12 protein-coding genes are annotated in these 15,257 nt (G+C 44.0%); 1 reads left to right on the top strand and 11 read right to left on the bottom strand.

Annotation, left to right across the window (positions count from 1 at the left end):
- Positions 1–77: 77 nt before the first annotated feature.
- The 8 genes from BUA17_RS05080 to BUA17_RS05045 form a co-directional block, all read right to left on the bottom strand.
- Entirely contained in the window at positions 78–1,715 is a 1,638-nt protein-coding gene (locus BUA17_RS05080; RefSeq protein WP_064638480.1) for an extracellular solute-binding protein, read from the bottom strand.
- A 220-nt stretch (positions 1,716–1,935) separates the two neighbouring features.
- Positions 1,936–3,588, bottom strand: a complete 1,653-nt coding sequence (locus BUA17_RS05075; protein WP_072732803.1) for a sensor histidine kinase — start codon at positions 3,586–3,588, stop codon at positions 1,936–1,938.
- On the bottom strand, positions 3,557–4,312 hold the full coding sequence (locus BUA17_RS05070; protein ID WP_083584581.1) for a response regulator transcription factor: 756 nt from the start codon (positions 4,310–4,312) through the stop codon (positions 3,557–3,559). The genes BUA17_RS05075 and BUA17_RS05070 overlap by 32 nt, the downstream gene beginning before the upstream one ends.
- Before the next feature lie 228 nt (positions 4,313–4,540).
- Positions 4,541–5,422, bottom strand: coding sequence for a carbohydrate ABC transporter permease (locus BUA17_RS05065; protein ID WP_064638483.1), 882 nt, complete (start codon positions 5,420–5,422; stop codon positions 4,541–4,543).
- 15 nt (positions 5,423–5,437) lie between these two features.
- Positions 5,438–6,328 (bottom strand): carbohydrate ABC transporter permease, encoded by an 891-nt coding sequence (locus BUA17_RS05060; protein ID WP_063565078.1) that lies wholly within the window; start codon positions 6,326–6,328, stop codon positions 5,438–5,440.
- A 52-nt stretch (positions 6,329–6,380) separates the two neighbouring features.
- Positions 6,381–7,655 carry an ABC transporter substrate-binding protein gene (locus BUA17_RS05055; RefSeq protein WP_072732802.1) on the bottom strand — a complete coding sequence of 425 codons (1,275 nt, stop codon included), beginning with the start codon at positions 7,653–7,655 and terminating at the stop codon, positions 6,381–6,383.
- Between the two features lie 85 nt (positions 7,656–7,740).
- Positions 7,741–8,619 (bottom strand): AraC family transcriptional regulator, encoded by an 879-nt coding sequence (locus BUA17_RS05050; protein WP_063565080.1) that lies wholly within the window; start codon positions 8,617–8,619, stop codon positions 7,741–7,743.
- Between the two features lie 281 nt (positions 8,620–8,900).
- Positions 8,901–9,866: an MBL fold metallo-hydrolase gene (locus BUA17_RS05045; protein WP_072732801.1), complete on the bottom strand. Its 966-nt coding sequence runs from the start codon at positions 9,864–9,866 to the stop codon at positions 8,901–8,903.
- 199 nt (positions 9,867–10,065) lie between these two features.
- Between BUA17_RS05045 and metE the strand changes: the two genes are divergently transcribed.
- Positions 10,066–12,357 (top strand): 5-methyltetrahydropteroyltriglutamate--homocysteine S-methyltransferase, encoded by a 2,292-nt coding sequence (gene metE / locus BUA17_RS05040; protein ID WP_072732800.1) that lies wholly within the window; start codon positions 10,066–10,068, stop codon positions 12,355–12,357.
- Positions 12,358–12,438: 81 nt separating this feature from the next.
- Here metE and BUA17_RS05035 read toward each other — a convergent pair whose 3' ends face one another.
- The 3 genes from BUA17_RS05035 to vanG form a co-directional block, all read right to left on the bottom strand.
- Positions 12,439–13,422: an alpha/beta hydrolase gene (locus BUA17_RS05035; RefSeq protein WP_244552071.1), complete on the bottom strand. Its 984-nt coding sequence runs from the start codon at positions 13,420–13,422 to the stop codon at positions 12,439–12,441.
- Between the two features lie 24 nt (positions 13,423–13,446).
- Positions 13,447–14,061 carry a TetR/AcrR family transcriptional regulator gene (locus BUA17_RS05030; RefSeq protein WP_072732799.1) on the bottom strand — a complete coding sequence of 205 codons (615 nt, stop codon included), beginning with the start codon at positions 14,059–14,061 and terminating at the stop codon, positions 13,447–13,449.
- Between the two features lie 137 nt (positions 14,062–14,198).
- Positions 14,199–15,251, bottom strand: coding sequence for a D-alanine--D-serine ligase VanG (vanG, locus tag BUA17_RS05025; RefSeq protein WP_072732798.1), 1,053 nt, complete (start codon positions 15,249–15,251; stop codon positions 14,199–14,201).
- Between the last annotated feature and the right edge of the window lie 6 nt (positions 15,252–15,257).

Here is a 15,257-nt window from a genome sequence, read left to right as displayed (position 1 = left end):
TAATTGGACAGGCTTTATCGACGAAAGCCCGTGCGGAAGTCCACCATCAGGCTTCCGCACCTAAGCTCACGCGATCCTTATCTGTTGCTCATCTCGTTGACTTCTTCTGTAATCTCGTCACCACCCGTACGTTTCCAAGTGTCAACAAACTTATCGAATTCATCTACAGGAGCTTCCCCCATAATGATCTTGAGCATGGTTTCCTCTTCGAGCTTCTGCAGATTCGCCCACTTCAGCTTCATCGTCTCGGTTGTTCCGTAGAAGCCTGCGGGAATCACTTCCAAATTCGGATTATTCGCCTCACGCTGTCCCTCGATCCGGGAGAGATATTCACCATAAGTGTTTGCATCGATCGCATTACCTTTCTCTTTGAATTCCTGATAGGCCTTGAAAGAAACCATTCGATCTTCCTGAACAGCGGAAGCATCTCCGGCCTCATCCGCCTTGATCAGATCATCGTAATACCGCTTTAGCACATCGTCATAATCCACTTGCATCGGAATCTGGGTAGGATCATTGTTCCAGCGGCTTGCATCGGTGAGCAACTCGTCAGCATGCTCTTTCTTGTAATTGATTGCGTCCTCCGTTAAGGAGTACAGGAAATCCGTTGTTAAATTGACTGATTTCATAATCGCTTCAGGATGAGCAAAATCCTTCTTCACAACGACGATACCACCGCCCACCGGATCTTGCCGGATCGTCTTGAACTTGCCATTTTCATCCACTGGTGCAGATACGGCAACCCAGACTGCTTCAGGATCTTGTTTAATGGAATCCTTGTAGTTGGTGTAGCCGATCCACCATGGATTAAACACCATTCCGGCCTGTCCGTTGATGACGAGAGCTTCCTTCTCTTCACTCGACCGGACAGCAAACTGTTTATCAATCAAACCTTCTTTATACATGGCGCTCAGCTCTGTCAGCGCTTGCTTCACTTCCGGTTGAACAGATCCATATTCAACCTGACCGTTCTTCTGAATCCAGTTCATCGGAAAGGCACCGTGCGCAGCAAAGATCGGCGTAAAGTTCATCGCATTGGAATCCATGACCATACCTACCGTCTTGCCTGTTCCCGAAACGTCCTTCTCCACAAACGTTCTCGCAAGATTCCATACATCCTCGACGGATTCCGGGAGCTTCGCGCCTACTTTATCCACCCAATCCTTCCGGACCCACAGCAATTGGTGCTGGTTTCCGATATTCGTCATGGGCAGACCCATGATTTTACCATCCACCTTTACCTGATTCAGCAGCAAATCTCCGTAGGAACCATAAATATTTTTAACACCCTCGGATGCTGTCTTCTCATAAACCTCTGTCATGTCGGCAATGAGATCGTTATCCACCAGTTGATTAAATATTTCGCGGCTGACAAGCATTACATCCGGGAGGTCACCTGTCGTCATCGAGAGTGACAGCTTCTGATCCATATCATCTGTTTCCCAAGCCACCTTGGCTTTGACGTTCACCCGGTCTTCTACATAGCGTGTAGCCAAATTGTTTTCAATGGTATCGCCGGCAGGCAGATTGTTCACATGATTGGTATTTCGGCCAATCGTAAATTCCACGGGTGTCTCATATTTACCATAAGGTTCATAGTCCTGTTGTGAAATTTGCGGTTGTGCACTCTCGTTATTGCCCCCTGTACAACCACTGACTACAGCTATCATCATGCTTCCGATCAGCAGCGTAGCCATCTTACTGCGCTTCTTCATTCTGTCATCCCCTTTATCTGATTTGCTTTTGATAACCAAATTGTATGCGTTTTCACAATTGGCGTATATGCCACATTTTTCGGATATGTAACACTTTTTTTATGACCTCCAATTTACTTTATTTCTCTGTATTAAAAGTTTATAACAGTAACAAATAAGCGGTCGCAACAGCAACCGCTTCCGTACTAGCACTATGTTTTTAATGTAACTATACACTCTATCATGTTGCCGGAAGGACGATTGACACTTCCGTTCCGCTGCCTGGCTCACTATGAATAACGAGCCCGTAATCCCGACCATAATACAGCTTGATTCGGTCATTAACGTTCCGAACACCACATCCGCCGTTCTCTCCTGTTAACAACCCTGCCGTCTGCATAGGCGTCATGCCAACACCGTTATCACAAACGGTTAGTTTAATCCCTTCTCCCACCCGGTTAACTGTAATGTGAATGCGATAATCTATCGCATCTGCCTCCACAAAACCATGCTTGATGGCATTTTCCACAATTGGCTGCAAAATAAAATGAATCACCTCGGTATGTAATACCTCGTCATTGATATGGTAATCCACATCAAATCGGCCATCGTTCATGATGAGCTGCAAATCCAGATACGCTTTAATATGCTGCACCTCAGCCTCAATGGTGGCCATATTCTTCCCCTGGTTTAGTGTTGTTCTATAGAAACGGGCTAATGCAGATACCATATAACTCGTTTCTATATCCGCCTTTTTCTCGGCCCTCCAGCGTATAAATGAAAGGGTATTGTACAGGAAGTGAGGGTTGATCTGACTAATCAACTTGTTATATTCACTTTCCTTCTTGGCAATTTCGGCGTGATACACCTGAGAGATCAGGCTGTTGATCCTTGTCAGCATTTTACCGATACCGTTAGTCAGCTCACCAAATTCATCCCTGGATGAACTCCGGATAATCACATCCAGATTGTTCCGCTCTACCTTGTCCACCTTGTTCTTGATATGGATAATTCTTTGCGTAAAGTTATTAGAGATGACATAAATGAGCAGGAAGGTAATGACTAGGCTGAGGATGATGACAAACAGCGTAATTTGAAAAATACTCATTGCATTGGCGTACGCATTGGTATTCAGCAGATTATAGTGAATGGTCCAGCCGTTGTTGGCGAGTGAGCGGCTAAGACTTAGATCGCCAGACTCCCCAACTTTCGAACCTGCGGCCACAGCAACACGCTTTTGGTTTTCCTGAAATATCACATGCTGCTTCGCGTCCTCAATATGAACAGCTACATGTTCCGACAGATTGTCCAGATCTGCAAAGATGCTATCATGCTGAATGGAGATCACCATAAAATTGCTGTCTTTTGGATTGCTGATCAGTTCCTGAACGAGATAAAGCTTCTCCCCATCCACAATCCAACGCCTGCCTCGAAATCCGTCATACCAAGCCTTACTCTTGAGATCCCCAATTGGCAAAATATTATTGCGGATTCCCAATAACTTCCCGGATGTATAAAAGGTAATGCCTTCAATATCATCATCCATCAGCCGGATGTTCGAGATCAATGGCTCCAGAATGTCCCGGAAATCCAGGTACATATTATAATAATTATCTTCGTAGTCTTTCGTAAATATTTGCGATAAGTCCCGATTAAGCACCATGAACTCACTTAGCGTATTGTAGCGATTAATCTTATAGTCCATAATGTTAGCCACCTGCTCCAGACTCGCTTCAGCTTCGCTCCGCAACTCCTTCATTTGAATACGGTAAGACTGTATGAAGGAGAGCAGTCCAAGCAGAAGGATCGGAATGAGTGCAATCACCAAATGGGATAACAGCAGCTTGTTTCGGAACCTGATATCATTGAATTTGCTCTTGATCCATCCGATCATGAAGCACCCCGCACTCTCTGAACTGTAACGGACTGACGCCAAACCTGTTTCTGAACAGCTTGGCAAAATAAGAATGATTGTCGATGCCAACGGCCCCTGCAATATCATTGATTTTCATATTCGAATGAGCCAGCAGATGGCTTGCACGCCGCAAACGATAATCGGTCAAATATTTCGAGAAGTTCTCCCCGGTCTCTTTTTTAAACAAAATGCTCAAATACCCTGGCGATAGATAAACATCGTGGGCTGCCTCGGATAATGAAATATCTCTCTGATGGTTATCCTTCACATAATCCTTCACCTGTCGAATGACCTTCGATTCCACGGATTCCGGTTCGGGACCTCCGCCATAAGCACGGATCTGCGTGATATCCTCCATCACCTGTACAAACTCTTCCCTAACCAGTGGCTTGAGCAAATAATTAACCACACCCAGTCGAATGGCACTGCGGGCATATTCAAATTCATCATAACCGCTGCAGATCACAATCTTTATATTCTGCTGCGTTTTCCTGGCTTGTTTGCTAAGCTCTAGTCCGTCCATAAGAGGCATTTTGACGTCGGTGATGAGGATATCAATCGCGTTCTCTACCAGAATTCGCTCTGCGCTCTTTCCGTTCTCGGCTTCCAATACTTGAAAGGGAAAGCCGTAGTGAGAGATCAAATCCTTAATGCCTTCTCTTTGCACGCACTCATCGTCAACAACAAGAACATTAAACATCATGACATCTCCTTTGCAAGTAAAGTGAAGGCAAACTATAAGGGGACTATCTTGGTGTACATAGTATTCAGTCATATCGTAGTATATCATAGATTTAGGAAAGGGCTTTCAAAAAGGTAATCCACCAATTTTCAGGCATCGATGTCCGTGATTTAAGTGCCCAGCGACATAGAAATATCATGTAAAACAACAAAAAAAGCCGCCAAAAAGGCGACTATTTCCGTACACGTGCTATCCCTTAACCGCACCTAATGCAACGCTGCCTATAATTTGTCTGGAGAATATCGCAAAGACAATGATAATAGGCAAGATCGAGATCGCAACACCCAAATACAACAGTCCGTAATCCATTCCATAATATCCTTGTACCAGCGCAACGAGTACCGGAAGCGGATATTTATCCAGGGAGAAAAACAGGACCAGCGGCGTGAGAAAATTATTCCACGAACCGATAAAGGTGAATATACCAAGGGCCGATATGGCCGGGCCCAGAATGGGCAAGACAATCTGATTGAACGTGCGGAACTCCCCTGCACCATCTACACGTGCAGATTCAATAATCTCGTCTGGAATGCTGCTCTCCATAAATTGTTTGATAAAAAACACATTAAATGCATTCGCCGCTGCCGGCAAAATGATCGCTGCATAGCTGTCCAGCAAACCTAACGTACTGAACAGACGATACATCCCGATCAGCGCGAGCTGCCCAGGCACCATCATGGTCGCAAGCAAGAACAGGAATAGCCAGTTGCGACCTTTGAACTTGAACTTGGCGAAGCCATAAGCCGTTAGTGAACCGATATACAAAGATAGCACCGTAGACGTTCCGGCAATGAAAAAGCTGTTGGCAAACCCGCGCCAGATATTGATTTTGGAAGCCATGTTCGTATAATTATCCAGCAAGAAGGGGCCGGGCAGAAACGTAAATGTCGATGCAATCGTCGCATTATTATGCGTGGAATAGATGAGCATGAGATAAAATGGAATGATACAGAGCACGGCAAGGCTAATCAAACACAGATAAATAATGACTTTGCCCAGTGTCAGACGCCTCACAGTATCGTACTGCTGTAGAGTAACTTTTTGTTGTTCGACTGGTTTGACGGTTGGCATTTCATTTCCCCCTCCCTATGCACGGCTCTTGCGCTTCGTCATCATGAAGGATACGACCGATAGCAGGATAATGATGATGAACAGACAGAATGCAATGGCCGCCCCATAACCAAAACGTGTACTTTGGAATGCCACATTATACAGATACATAATACTCGTCATGGCTGCACGATCCGGACCACCCGTTCCATTCGTCAATGTAAACGGCTGATCGAAAATCTGAATACCCCCAATAATGGACGTGATCATCTGGAACAGAATGATTGGGCGCAGCATTGGAACGATGATATGAATGAAAATATGTTTCTTTTTCGCCCCATCCATTTGAGCGGCTTCCTGCAGTGCCGGATCAATACCCTGAAGCCCTGCCAGATAGATGACCATGGAGTAACCAAAGTATTGAAAGAACAGAATGGATGAAACAATCAGTCGCATAAACCAAGGATCATTTTTCCAGTTAATTGGATCATCGATAAGTCCAACTTGAACCAGAAAATGATTTAAACCGCCGGATTGCCAATCAAAGATCAGACTCACAAGCAGACCCAATGATGCAGCGGTAACGATGTTGGGAAAGAAATAAACCGCTCTGAAAAAGTCTCTTCCCTTAAGTAACTTGTCGTTGAGGATAAAGGCGAGTACAAGCGAAACAGTAAGTTGTGGGACTACAGAGACACCCCAGATAAAAAGAGTATTAAATAATGTCTTGTAGAACAAAGGATCTTGCAGAACAGCAATATAGTTACCCATTCCGACGAAGTCTGGCGTAGTAATCCCATCAAAGTTGGTGAAGCTGATATAGAGAGAATACAGAATGGGGTATAGCCCAAAAATGGCGAAAAGAATGAAAAACGGAGCAATGAAATAGTATCCGTAATGATCTTTGCGGATTGACTTGGCAAACATGATTTGTACCCCCAGTCATCGGATGATTAAAAGGCATTCGCTTACTTCTAAGCTAATCCACTTCCAGCTCCGGAAATCTCAATTTGACATCACGCTTGATTCGTTTTACGGCTTCTTCTTTGGTCTGAATGTCATTATTGAGATACAACTGGAGAACATTTTTGAAGATGTCATTGTTAATGGTTGAATCATATTTGGTTCGCTCATATACAGGAACCTGCTTGGCTGCTTCCGAGAAAAACTCAAAATGCTTCTGCCCTCCCAAATACGCTGAAGATACAGATCCCGCAAGCTGATCATTCACGACCATGTTGCTTGTGAAATAGTCCTGTTCCTTCGCCAGCCCAGACAGAAAATCATGATCAAAGTTATAAAACTCAATAAACTTCCAGGCCAGATCCTTTTTGTCACTTTTGCTGTACATCGCAATATAAGTTCCACCGGCACTAAAAGCGGATGGCCCCGGTGCGAGACCCCACAATCCTTCGGTATCCGGAGCGTTCGCCTTAAAAGTGTATTGCAGCGCCCAGGTTGCTCCCGGATAGAACATCACTTGGCCTTTTTGCATCGAAGCCGCATATCCGGCACTACCATCATCCAACTCTGCAAGCACATGCCGATGACGGGCTTCACGAACAAGGTCAAGCACCTTCATATAAGTAGGATCGATGACTAACTTCCCATCCTTAACCCAAGGGATACCATCATATGAATTGGATATCGCATTCCAGTTGGCAAGGGCATGAACTTTATTTCCACTCTCCTGCTCAACTCTCTCTCCAATCTCGAATATCTTCTCCCATGTATCAATTTGCGGCGCTACCTTCTCCGGATCGTCCGTACCCAAATATTCTTTGGCCAGATCTCTCCGATAATAAATACCTCCAGGCGTTCCCTGATAACCGATCGCTCTAATATTTCCTTCGCTATCCTTCTCATTAGCCTGCACAAAAGCATATTGCTCTGGAATTAATTCATTGGCGTTATACGGTGCTGCCGATAAATTCTCCAGATAAGGCACATCAATTAGCTCTCTTATATTTGCATTCTCGATCATAAACACATCCGGAGCCTTAGACGTTGTCTGTAGTGCAGACTTAAGCTTGGTGATGTAGAAATTGCCCGGAATATTGACAAAATTCACCTTAATGTTAGGATATTTCTCCTCGAATTTTTCAATAGCATAACCTGCTTCATCCGTAAAACTCCAGACGGTGATTTCCTCCTGCTTGGACTGGTTGGCTCCACTTGGTTGGCAGCCGGACACCATTAACACTGCGCTTACGAGTGCAATCATGGAGATATATTTAAGCTTAAACTTCTTCATGGGCCCCCTCCTTCAAAAAGGAAACGCTTACAATTTATTAGAGTATATGGATTTTGGAGAAGGCTTTCTCCCCAAATATTGTGAATCATCCTTCATATGTTGTGATATTTGTACGATGCTTCTTGCGAAATTCGGACGGGGTACAATCATTATATTTTTTGAACAGACGGTTGTATGAGTTCACATTGTTGAAACCATGACCAATGGCAATATCCAGAATAGATTCGTCGCGAAACAATAACGCCCATTCTGATTTGATTATTCGAAAATGATTCAGGTATTCCATCAGTGTGATTCCTTTGATCTCTTTAAACAATTTACATACGTGAAACTTGCTGAATTTAATGTGCTCTGCGACTTGATCCAGTTTGACGGGTTCAGCGTAGTGCTCCTCCAGGTATTCACAGACCGATTCAAGAAATTCAAACTTTTTGGAAGGCGTACAAAGGCATCCTGAAGTTAATTCATCTGTAATCGGTGCCTTTGTGCGCAGCATATGAACGATGAGATCATATAATCTGGCAACCATTAACCAGCGATACCCCGCCTGTTGATCTTTCTCTTCATTCGCTAAAGCATCTATATATTTCCCAAGATTTTTCTCATTACAAAGGTTGGACGGGATGACCGTCGTTTTGTTGAAAAGCTCCCCCAGGTCATGGGTTTCTTTTTCGGTTGTGAAGCTTCCCGTTAATAACTCCAGCCGAAACAGGATAATAGTTAAATGATCTGTACCTGGCAAGAAACAGTGAATGTCTCCCGGTTTAATAAGCAGCACATCTCCGCGTTCAAGGTCAAATACATGGTTATTGATGCCAATTCTCGCGCTTTTCCCATTGACTACAACCAATTCAACCTCTTCATGCCAGTGTGCGGCAAAATTAAACTGTTCCTCGGTATGAATTACCTTGATTGGAAAACCTTCAGTCATATGACCTGTTTCAAGAAAAGTAGGTACACCCATCAAATCACCCTTTCCACATTTTCCAGTTCAACAATGATCTAGTTATCATTATTATGCATCAAGTATAGCTGTCCCTTCTAATCGAGATAAAAAACGATTGAAAAAACGAAAAAAAAGCTCCCCAACATTTGTTAAGGAGTCTCTATTATGAGTCTATCTTCTTAACAACCATGATCCTGAATAGTACCTGCTGAGAAGGATCAAAACAAAAAGTCGCCTTATAGGGCGACTTCTTAAAAACTATAAGTATGATGTGAGGACAATAACGGATCGAGTCAGGTTCAACTTTTACGAATTTTCTTGATCCACTCATGCATGCTTTGCAAATTGGACTTGAAATACGTAGTGAAGAACCATTCCTGATAGGCTGATGGTACAGTAATTTCGTCCAAGCTTTGGTTTCTTTGAGCAGCATCGGTCACAATTTCCAATAGATCCGTTATGTAGTCTTTGACTTCATGTAGTGCGTTCAATGAACATACTTCTCCATGCCCCGGTACGATGATTTCTATATCCAGCTGTTCGACTTTGTTCAAAATATCCAGCCATTGCTGAGGATTAGCATACATGAGAACCGGATGATGTTTAGATAAGACCAGATCCCCCATTATCGCAATTCTGTCTTTCGGAATAAACACCAGGGCATCGCTTTGAGTATGACCTCCGCCAAAAGTAATAAGTTCAACACTGCGCTTACTGCCATGAATAGTCATATGCTGATCAAACGTTAAGTTCGGTAATGAATATACCAGATCGGGGAGCATCTTCATATATTCACGGTCACTGGCATTATCCCATTGCATTTCCTGTCTTAACTTTTCGTTTGTCTCTCGTTGTATTTGTTCATCGAGTTCGTCTATAGCATCATATATCGCTTCAGGTTTTGCCAACTGCTGCGTTATCCTGTTCCTAACAAAAGTATCCATAATTTCGCGAGTAATCGATGTGGAAATAATCTGTGCTGCAGGGACAAATACTTGATTGCCACATGTGTGGTCACTATGCCAATGCGTGTTGATTACATAAGAAGCCTTTCTACCCGTGAGGTACTCAGCGGCTGCCTGCAAATCCTCTGCAGCCTGTATCGTCGTGAATGTGTCCACAACTAGCGTTTCATCGCCTAAGTCAACGATTGTGGCATTGCCCAATGAACCTGTACCGGGAACTGCAATCGCAGCAAATACACCCTCAGTAACCTCATTCAATCGGAAATGCCTTGAACCTGTGAATGCCCCTATTCCGCGCATTATGGATACCTCTCCTTTCTGAATCAAACGTCATTATATACTAAAACGATCGATTAACCCAGTCTGAATCGACAGCGGTTTTCTCAACCTCTTTTTGGTATAGCCATAGGCTATAGCTAGATATAACTTAATGGAATTACATTATAACTCCGGATATGTGATAACTTTTTGGTAACATATTGTAGAGGAGTTTTACGTCATGGCAAAAAGCAGTGTATTGGGATATCCACGAATTGGTGCGGATCGGGAATGGAAGAAAGCCTTGGAGGCATTCTGGTCAGGTAAGCTCGAAGAAACAGATTTTCAAGCAAAATTGCAGGAGATTCGGTTAGATCACCTGCGCAAGCAGCAAGAAAAAGGTATCGATCTTATTCCTGTCAATGATTTCAGTTACTATGATCACATTCTGGATACTGCCGTTATGTTCGGAATTGTTCCAAAACGGTTTGCATATGACGGTGGCGCTGTACCTTTGTCCGTCTATTACGGAATTGCACGGGGAACGAAAGATGCAGCAGCAAGTGAAATGACAAAATGGTTTAACACGAACTATCACTATATCGTGCCTGAACTGGACGGTGCTTCCCCTGCCCTTACGGAAAATAAACCACTTATTGCTTATCGCGAAGCTAAAGAGAAGCTCGGTATTGAAGGAAAACCGGTTCTTGTCGGACCGTTGACCTTCCTGAAGCTGTCCAAAGGATATGATAAATCCGAAACGAACGCTTGGCTGGACCGCCTGCTTCCGCTCTATGTACAAGTGCTTCAAGAGCTTGCAAATGAAGGAGTTCAGTGGGTACAGATTGACGAGCCAATCCTCGTTACCAAAACAAGTGATGCTGACCTAGAGCTGCTGAGTAAAATTTATGAGACGTTTGCATCTGCTGTACCAGGTCTGAACATTATGCTGCAAACCTACTTTGAATCCGTAGAGAACTATAGCAACATTGTTGCCCTACCGGTTCAAGGTATCGGACTTGATTTTGTACATGGAGCTACGGGTAACATTCAGTCCATTCAAGCGTCCGGTTTCCCAGCGGATAAAGTTTTGGGTGCTGGGGTTATTGACGGCCGTGGGATCTGGAAAGCCTCTTTGCCAGGAAAACTGAAGCTGTTGGATGAACTGGCTGAACTCGTGACACCTGAACGTTTAATCGTGCAATCCTCATGCAGTTTGCTTCATGTTCCGGTAACGACAGAGCGTGAAACTAAACTCACATCCGAACTGAAAAATGCTCTGGCGTTTGCAGATGAAAAGTTGGACGAGATCGTTCTGTTGACGAAAGCATTGTCTTCAAGAAACGCTGAAATCATCGCTGAAATTGAAAATTCCGATCGTACGATCCAGGCTCTCCAGCAATCTGAAGAGCGCAATCGTGTTGCTGTTCAAGAAGCCGTGGCTACACTCAGCGTTCAACAGCCGGAACGTTCCCGTCCGTTTGCCGAGCGTCATATCGCGCAGCAGGACAAATGGAAATTGCCACTTTTCCCGACAACGACTATCGGCAGCTTCCCACAATCCGCAGAAGTGCGTAAAGCACGTCAATTGTGGCGTAAGGGTGAGTTGAACAATGAGCAGTATGCTGCCTTCATCCGGGATCAAATTGATATCTGGATCAAAATTCAGGAAGAGATCGAGATTGATGTTCTCGTACATGGTGAGTTTGAGCGTACCGACATGGTAGAGTTCTTTGGCGAAAAACTTGCAGGGTTTGCCTTCACACAATTTGGATGGGTTCAATCATACGGTTCCCGTTGCGTAAAACCACCAATTATTTTCGGAGACGTTGCATTTACCGGAGAAATGACCGTTGAAGAAACCAAATATGCACAGTCCCAGACACAACGTCCTGTAAAAGGTATGCTGACTGGACCGATCACCATCATGAACTGGTCATTTGTACGGGAAGACATTCCGCGCGAGCATATCGCATATCAATTGGCGTATGCACTGAGACAAGAAGTCGAAGCACTGGAGCAGGCAGGTATTGGCATGATCCAGGTCGACGAGCCTGCAGTTCGCGAAGGACTGCCGTTGAAGGAAAACGAGCAAGCCGATTATCTGGCTTGGGCTGTCAAAGCTTTCCGTATCTCTACTTGCACGGTTCAAGACACAACTCAAATTCACACACATATGTGCTATTGCGAATTCCATGACATGATTGATTCCATCGAAGCGATGGATGCCGATGTTATTTCGATCGAGACATCCCGCAGTCACGGTGAACTGATTCACAGCTTTGAGTTGAACACTTATAAACTGGGTATTGGACTTGGCGTATACGATATCCATAGCCCACGTGTTCCAAGTGTGGATGAAATGACAAGCATGATCGAACGCGCCTTGCGTGTGCTGGACCCTAAATTGTTCTGGATTAATCCGGATTGCGGTCTCAAAACTCGTGGACTCGAAGAAACCGTCGCTTCCTTGCGCAACATGGTTGATGCAACCAAGATTGCTCGTGAAAAGCACGTTGCAGCAACGGTTTAAGTTGAATAGATAAATAATTCAAGAATTCGTTTATAAAAGGCGGACATTCCTATGCTATGGAATGTCCGCCTTTTAATATCATTATTTCGCTGTCTGCTCAGCAAAATAATGATCCACTGCATATTTAAATGATTGAATAAAAACTGAAACTGCCTTTTTACTCACTTCTGCATTGGGTTGAATGATATCAAAGCCATGATAGCAGCCTTTGTAGAGTTCAAAATCAACAGGTACACCTGCTTTTCTTAAGTTTTCTACATATTGAATCGTTTCGTCTCGAAACGGTTCTAAATCACCAACAAAAGTGACTGTCGGAGGAAGATTGCTGTAGTCGGTAGCTCGGGCAGCAGCCGCATAGGGAGGTACATCCTTCCCTACCAATTCGCCAAGATACAATTTCCAAGCCCACTGATTATAATCAGAGTTCCAAATGGGGGCATTATTGTCCTTAGCGGATTCAGTAATCATTCTATCATCGATCATGGGATACAGCGGCATTTGAAATGCAATGTTTACTTCTCCCTTATCCCTGGCGTAAAGAGTAAGTGCAGCGGTTAGACCACCTCCAGCGCTTTCTCCGCCTACCATGAGTTGATCCTCTCTAATCCCAAGTTCTTTCACATGGCCTTTCATCCATAAAAGGGTATCATAACAATCATCTAACGCTGCTGGATAGGGAGCATCAATCGATAATTGATAATCTGGTGCAACGACTACACAGTTCCCTGCATCAATTAATTTTTTGTAGGTTGCCCCGAATTGCTCCGGGTTTCCCATGGCATATCCCCCTCCATGTATCCAAAGAACACCTGGCGCATTACCTTTGGCATGTAGAGGTTTATAAATTCGAACACGTATCTTGGGGCCATCACTTGTACGTGGTATCCATTCTTCACTACACTGTAAACCGTCGATGTCTTTCCCCGCTGTTGAATCCGATCTTTTTTTGATTTTCCTCATCGAGTTAAGCCACTTTTCTTCACGAGAAGATTTCATTAATAAATCAATCAGTTTGCCTTTCACTCTTAATTGTTTGTCAATCATTTTAGTTGTAACTCTCATCATGTTCCCCATCCTTTCAGGAGTTTTCTAAAATCCGGTTCGCAAGTAGTTGAACATGTCATCCAAATATTGATCCAACGTGATCTCCCAAGGAGAATTTGTTGTCCCTTGCCCTGGAAGCAGCACGTTGATACTTCCGTCGAATATCGCGAGGACAGCGCCGTATACAGCCCCCGAAAGAAGATGGGAGTATCCTTGGGGATACCGTCCCTGGGATAAATCGGTTAGTGTTTCCTGAGCCGTAGCTTGCAAACGAGAAAGCACGCTGAGAAGATAGGGTTCTAGCGTCGGGTACTGTTTGGTAAGCGATACGAGTTGACGCATTTTAGAAACATACTCTGCGGTTAGTGATCTCTTTATCAATACATATAGAGCATCCAACGGCAGTATGTTTTCTTGTGTAATTTCATTGAATGGCTCGTCATCGTAATGGTCTGTTGTAAGTATTGCCGCCATGGCTATCGCTTCTTCTTTACAAGAGAAATGGTTGGCAAACGTTTTTCTGGAGTACCCAGCCCTTTGAACGAGATCATCGATAATGAATCCATCCAATCCCCGCTCAACCGCAAGTTCAAACGCTGCGCTGGCCAGCGCTTTGGTGGTTGCCTCTCTTTTGATATCACGCAAACTTGGTTTATTCATCGCTAAATAATGCCTGCCCTTCTGTTAGGGTAGATTTAGTCTTCATTCCTTCATGATAATACTATTACCCATTGTGTATTATTACACAATGGGTAATCAAATATTTCTTTTCAGTTTTATGTTCCATTTGGCCTCTCTCAGTTCTCATCAATGGCAAGCTCTATGAGCTGGTTAAGAATATCTGCATAAGTCATGCCGCTAGCTTGGAGCATGTTAGGATAGCGGGAATTCGACGTGAAACCAGGTATCGTGTTAACTTCATTAAACACAATTCTTCCGTCAGTGGTCAGGAACATATCTACTCGCGCAAACCCTCTGCACCCAAGCGTTTTATAAATAGTCAAGGCACTCTCTTTAACCTTCATTGCAGTGTCCTCATTAATGCGGGCTGGCAAGTGAATCTTCGAACTGATCAAGGAGTACTTTTCCGAGAAGTCAAAGAAGTGCCCTTGTAGCTCAATTTCATCAATCACACCAATAATGGGATCAGAATTGCCCAATACAGCACACCCCACTTCAAAACCGTTAATATTTTGCTCAATGACAACTTTGCTGTCGTGTATGAAAGCGTGTTCTATTCCGGTAGTCAACTCTTGCCTATTGTTCACCTTCGATATGCCTAATGACGATCCTGATCTAGCCGGCTTAACAAAGAGTGGGAAACCCAGTGCTTCTGCTTCTGATAGCACTTCTTCCATCCGTTCACTCCTATGTATTGTAAGGGAACTCGGTGTATCTATGCCTGCTGCCTGCACCAGTTTATGAGCCAGTTCCTTGTCCATACACAAAGCAGAGGATAACATGCCACATCCAACAAACGGTATGCCCGACAGTTCCAATAAGCCTTGCAAGGTTCCATCCTCACCGTATTTGCCGTGAAGCACTGGAAATACAACATCAATCGTTGTTACATGATATTCCGTATGAACTAGCTCAATGAGTCCTCTGACTTCTCTACTCGGCGAGAAAAAGGATGGGATACAACTCGGATGCAAATACCACCGATCATTGCGAATATCCTCAACCGTTCCACTATATCTGAGCCAAGAACCTTGCTGTGTAATTCCAATTAACACAAGATTGTATTTTTCGGTATCCAAATTTTCAATCACTGAAGCGGCTGAGCTCAAAGATACGTTATACTCCCCTGAACATCCGCCAAACAATACCGCAATCGACTTCTTCTGCATCGTAAA

The organism is Paenibacillus sp. ov031, from assembly GCF_900143165.1.
Taxonomy (GTDB): domain Bacteria; phylum Bacillota; class Bacilli; order Paenibacillales; family Paenibacillaceae; genus Paenibacillus; species Paenibacillus marchantiae.
This window is presented reverse-complemented; position numbering and strand designations above follow the sequence as displayed.